Below are 4,876 nucleotides of genomic sequence, written 5' to 3'. Positions count from 1 at the left end.
GAGGGCCAGGTCGTCGCCGAGGACCGCCCAGCGGGTGGCGGCCGGCACCGGGCCGGTGGGCACCGGCAGCGGCGGCCAGTCCACCTGGAACAGCGACTCGTGCCGGCCGGAGCGGGCCGCGCCGAGCGAGTCGCCGGTGACCCGGCGCATGATCAGCGAGTCGACGTGCAGCACCGGGGCGCCGGTGGCGTCGGCCACCTGGAAGGCGACGCCGACCTCGCCGGCCGCCGCGACGCGCACGCGCAGGGCGGTGGCGCCGGCGGCCAGCAGGGAGACGCCGGTCCAGGCGAACGGGAGGCGGGGCACCGTCGCGTCGGCCCCGTCGCCCATCCGGCCGAGGAAGCCGCCGATCGACATGGCCTGCAGCGCGCCGTCGAGCAGGGCCGGGTGCACGCCGAACCGGCCGGCGTCGGCGTGGTGGTCGGCGGGCAGCTCGACCTCGGCGAAGACCTCGTCGCCGCGGGTCCACGCGGCGCGCAGGCCGCGGAAGGCCGGGCCGTAGCCGAAGACGGTCGCCTCGATGCCGGAGTAGAAGTCGTCGGACTCGACGCGGGTCGCACCGGGCGGCGGCCACACCCCCAGGTCGAAGGCGGGTGCGGGGCCCTCGGCCGGCCGCGGGGCGAGCAGGCCGGTGGCGTGGCAGGTCCAGGCCACGTCGGCGAGGATCTCGTCGGAGCCGTCCCGGTAGGGCCGGGAGTAGAGCTGGACGGCGCGCCGCCCGTCGTCGTCCCGGTCGCCGACCATGAGCTGCACCTGGAGCGCGCCGAGTTCGGGCAGGACGAGCGGGGCGAGCAGGGTCAGCTCCTCCACCCTCGGGCAGCCCGCCTGCTCGCCGGCGTACGTGGCCAGTTCCACGAAGGCGGTGCCGGGCAGCAGGATGTTGTCCATCACCCGGTGTTCGCCGAGCCACGGGTGCGTACGCACCGACAGCCGACCGGTGAAGACCATCCGTTCGCTGTCGGGGAACGTCAGCGTGGCGCTGAGCAGCGGGTGCCCGGCGTCCTGGAGGCCGGCGGAGCTGACGTCCTGCGCCCGGTGGACCGGCGGCTCGACCCAGTACCGCTGGTGGTCGAAGGCGTAGGTGGGCAGGTCGAGGGTGTCGGTCTGGGCGAGGACCCTGGTGAGGTCGACGGGCAGGCCGATGACGTGGGCGGTGGCGAGGTTGGTCAGCAGCCGGGTCGGGTCGTCGTCGCCGCGCCGGAGGCTGCCGAGGGTGTGGCCGCTCGCTCCGGCGTCGTCGAGGATCGCCGTGACGGGCATCGTCAGCACCGGATGCGGGCTGATCTCCACGAACGTCGTGTGGCCGGCGGCGACGGCGACGCGGACTGCGGCGTCGAACTGCACCGTCTGCCGCAGGTTGTCGTACCAGTAGTCCGCCGTCATCGACCCCGGGTCGACCCAGTCCCCGGTCAACGTCGACACGAGACGGACGTCACCCTGACCGGGCGTGATGTCGGCCAGGTCCGCACGCAACTGCTCGGCCACGTCCTGCACCGCCACCGAATGGGACGCGTAGTCCACCGGGATCAGCCGGGCGCGCACCCCGTCAGCCTGGCAGGCTTCCACGAGATCGGCGACGGGCTGCGGCGGACCCGACACCACGACGGTGGCGGGACCGTTCACGGCGGCCACGCCCACACCCGGGAAGGCCGCGAGACGGGCGGTCACCGCGTCGGCGGACAGGTCGATCGACGCCATCGTGCCCGTGCCCCGCAGCACCGTCAGCGCGCGGGACCGCAGCGCCACGGCCTTCGCCGCGTCCTCCAGGGACAGGATCCCGGCCACGCACGCCGCGCCGATCTCGCCCTGCGAGTGACCGATCACCGCCGCCGGGGTGACACCGGCGTGCTGCCACACCGCCGCGAGGGCGACGCCGACGGCCCACAGCACCGGCTGCACGACCTCGACCCGCTCCAACCACGACTCGTCCTCACCCGTGAGCACCGAGACGAGGTCGACGTCGAGGTAGGGGGCCAGGGCCCGCTGGCACTCGGCGAGTTTCGCGTCGAACACCGGCGCACGACCCACCAGGCCGGCGGCCATCCGCGCCGACTGGGCGCCCTGACCCGGGAACACGAACACCGGACCCGCGCCGTGCGACGACACGCTGCCGGCGACGACGTTGCCGGCCGGCGCGCCCGACGCCAGGGCGTCCAGCCCCGCCAGCAGGCCCTCGACGGTCGCACCGACCACGGCGGCCCGCTGGTCGAACGCCGACCGGGTCGTGGCCAGGGACCAGCCCACCGCCGCCGCATCCACCACGGCCTCGGCGGCCCGCCGGAGGTGACCGGCGCCGCCGTCGCCGCGCTCGCGCAGGAAGTCCGCGAGCCGGGCCGCCTGCCCCGCGAGCGCGCCCTTCGACCGCGCCGACACCGGCCACACCACGACATCCGAGGCCACCAGGCCCGGGCCGTGCTCGACCGGAGCGACGGCCTCGGACAGTTCGTCGGCCTGCTCGATGATCACGTGGGCGTTCGTGCCGGACATGCCGAACGACGACACCGCCGCCCGGCGCGGCCGGTCCACCACCGGCCACGGCCGCGACCGCGTCGCCAGTTCCACCGCGCCGGAGGCCCAGTCGATGTGCGGGGACGGCTCGTCCACGTGCAGCGTCGCCGGCACGACCCCGTGCCGCATGGCGAGGACCATCTTGATCACGCCGGCGACGCCCGAGGCGGCCTGGGTGTGCCCGATGTTCGACTTGATCGAGCCGAGCAGCAGCGGCTCGTCGCCCTCGCGGCCCTGCCCGTAGGTCGCCAGCAGCGCCTGCGCCTCGATCGGGTCACCGAGGGTGGTGCCCGTGCCGTGCGCCTCGACCACGTCGACGTCCGCGATGCCCAGTCGGGCGCCCGCGAGGGCCTGCCGGATCACCCGCTGCTGCGACGGGCCGTTGGGGGCCGTCAGCCCGTTCGACGCGCCGTCCTGGTTCACCGCGCTGCCCCGCACGATCGCCAGCACCTCGTGGCCGTTGCGCCGCGCGTCCGACAGCCGCTCCACCAGCAGCACCCCGACGCCCTCGCCCCAACCCGTGCCGTCCGCGCCCGCCGCGAACGCCTTGCACCGGCCGTCGGCCGCCAGGCCCCGCTGCCGGGAGAACTCGAAGAAGGTGCCGGGGGTGGCCATGACCGTGACGCCGCCGGCGAGGGCCAGGTCGCACTCGCCGCGCCGCAGCGACTGCACCGCCAGGTGCAACGCCACCAACGACGACGAACACGCCGTGTCCACCGACACCGCCGGCCCCTCCAACCCCAACGCGTACGCCACTCGACCCGACACCACACTCGCGGCGTTCCCGGTGGCCCCGAACCCTTCGGCCTGCTCCCCCGCAGCCATCAGCAGGGCCCCATAGTCCTGACCATTCGTGCCCACGAACACCCCTGTTCGCGAACCCCGAAGAACCCCAGGCTCAACCCCTGCCCGCTCGACCGCCTCCCACGAGACCTCCAGCAGCAACCGCTGCTGCGGATCCATGGCCGCCGCCTCGCGGGGCGAGATCCCGAAGAAGCCGGCATCGAACTCGCCCGCCCCGGGCAGGAAGCCGCCCTGGTTCGTGTAGCTGGTGCCGGGGTTGGCCGGGTCCGGGTCGTAGAGCCGGTCGAGGTCCCAGCCCCGGTCGGTCGGGAAGTCGCCGATCGCGTCGACGCCGTCGGCGACGAGGCGCCACAGCTGCTCGGGGTCGTCGACGCCGCCCGGGTAGCGGCAGGCCATGGCGACGATGGCCACCGGCTCGTCGTCGTCCATGGTGGCCGGCGCGGCGACCGGGGTCGGCTCGGTGGCGGCGTCGAAGAGGCCGGCGAGCAGGAAGCGGGCCAGCACGACCGGGGTGGGATGGTCGAAGACCAGGGTGGTGGGCAGCGCCCGCCCGGTGGCGGCGGCGAGCCGGTTGCGCAGCTCCACGGCGGTCAGCGAGTCGAAGCCGAGGTCCCGGAACGCGGTGGTCGCCCCGACGGCGGCGGCCCCGCTCTCGTGGCCCAGCACGTCGGCGGCGAGGTCGCGGACCAGGTCGGCGACGGTCTCCTCGCGCCGGGCTGGGGTCAGCGGGGCGAGGCGCCGGCGCAGGGTCGCCGCCGGGCCGTCGTCGCCGTCGTCGGCCGGGGCGCCGCCGTCGAGGGCGGCCCGCGCCTCCGGTACGCCCTCCAGCAGGGGCCGGCGGCGGGCGGAGGCGTACGCGGGGGCGAACCGGGACCAGTCGACGTCGGCGACGGTCACGGTGACGTCGTCGTGGTCGAGGGCCTGCCGCAACGCGCCCATGGCGACGGCCGGGTCCATGGCGGGCAGGCCGCGGCGGCGCAGGTTCCGGTCCGCGTCGGCCGCGTGCATGCCGCCGTCGGCCCACGGCCCCCAGGCGACGGCGGTGCCGGCCCGGCCGTCCGCCCGACGCCGCTGCACGAGCGCGTCGAGGTAGGCGTTGCCGGCCGCGTACCCGGCCTGGCCGCCGCTGCCCCAGGTGGCGGCGATGGACGAGTAGACGACGAAGGCGTCCAGTTCCCGGTCGGCGAGCAGGTCGGCGAGGTGGGCCGCGCCGGCGGTCTTGCCGGCGGTCACCTCGGCCAGCTGGGCGGGGGTGACCTCGGCCAGCGGGGTGGCCTGCGCGACGCCGGCGGTGTGCACGACGGTGCGCACCGGCGGGCCGTCGGCCTCGACCCGGTCGAGCAGTTCGGCGAGGGCGGCCCGGTCGGCGATGTCGCAGGCGGCGACGGTGACCCGGGCCCCGAGGCCGGTCAGCTCCGCCTCCAGCTCGGCGGCGCCGGGGGCGTCGGGGCCGCGCCGGCTGACCAGCACGACGTGTTCGGCTCCGGCGGCGGCGAGCCAGCGGGCGGCGCGGGCGCCGAGCCCGCCGGTGCCGCCGGTGACCAGCGCCGCGCCGGTGGGCGTG

1 protein-coding gene is annotated in these 4,876 nt (G+C 76.1%); it reads right to left on the bottom strand.

Annotated elements, in window-relative coordinates:
• Positions 1–4,876, bottom strand: a 4,876-nt coding sequence (locus ACWENR_RS29610; RefSeq protein WP_452280242.1) for a type I polyketide synthase, incomplete at both ends; no start/stop codon positions are given.

The sequence above is a fragment of the Micromonospora sp. NPDC004336 genome, assembly GCF_053602615.1.
The sequence above is the reverse complement of the archived record's forward strand: the minus strand, read 5'-3'. Positions and strand labels throughout refer to the sequence as shown.